The organism is Oleiphilus sp. HI0066 (genome assembly GCF_001635725.1).
The window spans coordinates 1-708 of sequence record NZ_LWFH01000525.1; the positions used below are offsets into that span (position 1 = coordinate 1).

Sequence of the window (708 nt, forward strand, 5' to 3'; positions counted from 1 at the left end):
GAACGATTCTAGTGTGACCGGGCTCTTTATTACGCCGATTGTTGACATATTAGGCAGCCCTTACAGGATCCCTAATGGTACGTTTATCAGTGTCGCGGGCCTGGCGAATTTTTCAGACGGTAGACAATTGGTCGATATTACTCGAGACCTCTCTTGGACGGTCGATCAGAGCAATATTGTCACGGTCGAGCCTAAGGATTTTGAGGTTAAACTGACGGGCCAATCTTTGGGGGTTACTACTTTAACTGTGGATGTCAGTGATCCCAGTCAATCAGCACAAACGAATGTGGCCGTGCAACAAATTTTGACGGTTACCAATGCCGTGCTCACCGAGTTATTGATTTCACCAAGCTCTCTTAGCTTACCCAAAGCGATCAATCAACAGCTATCGGTTGCAGGTGTCTACTCGGATAATTCGATCTTAATTGATATCCCTGAAGTAAGCTGGTCGGTTGAAGATGATCGCATTGCTCGCATCTCAGAAGACGGCTTGTTAAGCACATACCTAGATGGCCAAACCAAAGTATTAGTGAGCTTGGATTTGATTCAAGCTGAGGCTGAATTGGTAGTCAATGATGCCACAGTAGAGTCCCTTGTCGTCTCACCAGCTGAGGCTTCTATCGTTGAGGGCAGCAAAATAGATTATAACGCCACGGTAACTTTCTCAGACGGAACCGAAGCCGATTACACTGAAAAGGTCGATTGGTA

1 protein-coding gene is annotated in these 708 nt (G+C 46.2%); it reads left to right on the top strand.

The window, feature by feature from the left end:
- Nucleotides 1-13 precede the first annotated feature (13 nt).
- Nucleotides 14-708, top strand: a 695-nt coding sequence (locus A3738_RS07195; RefSeq protein WP_156504047.1) for an Ig-like domain-containing protein, incomplete at its 3' end; no start/stop codon positions are given.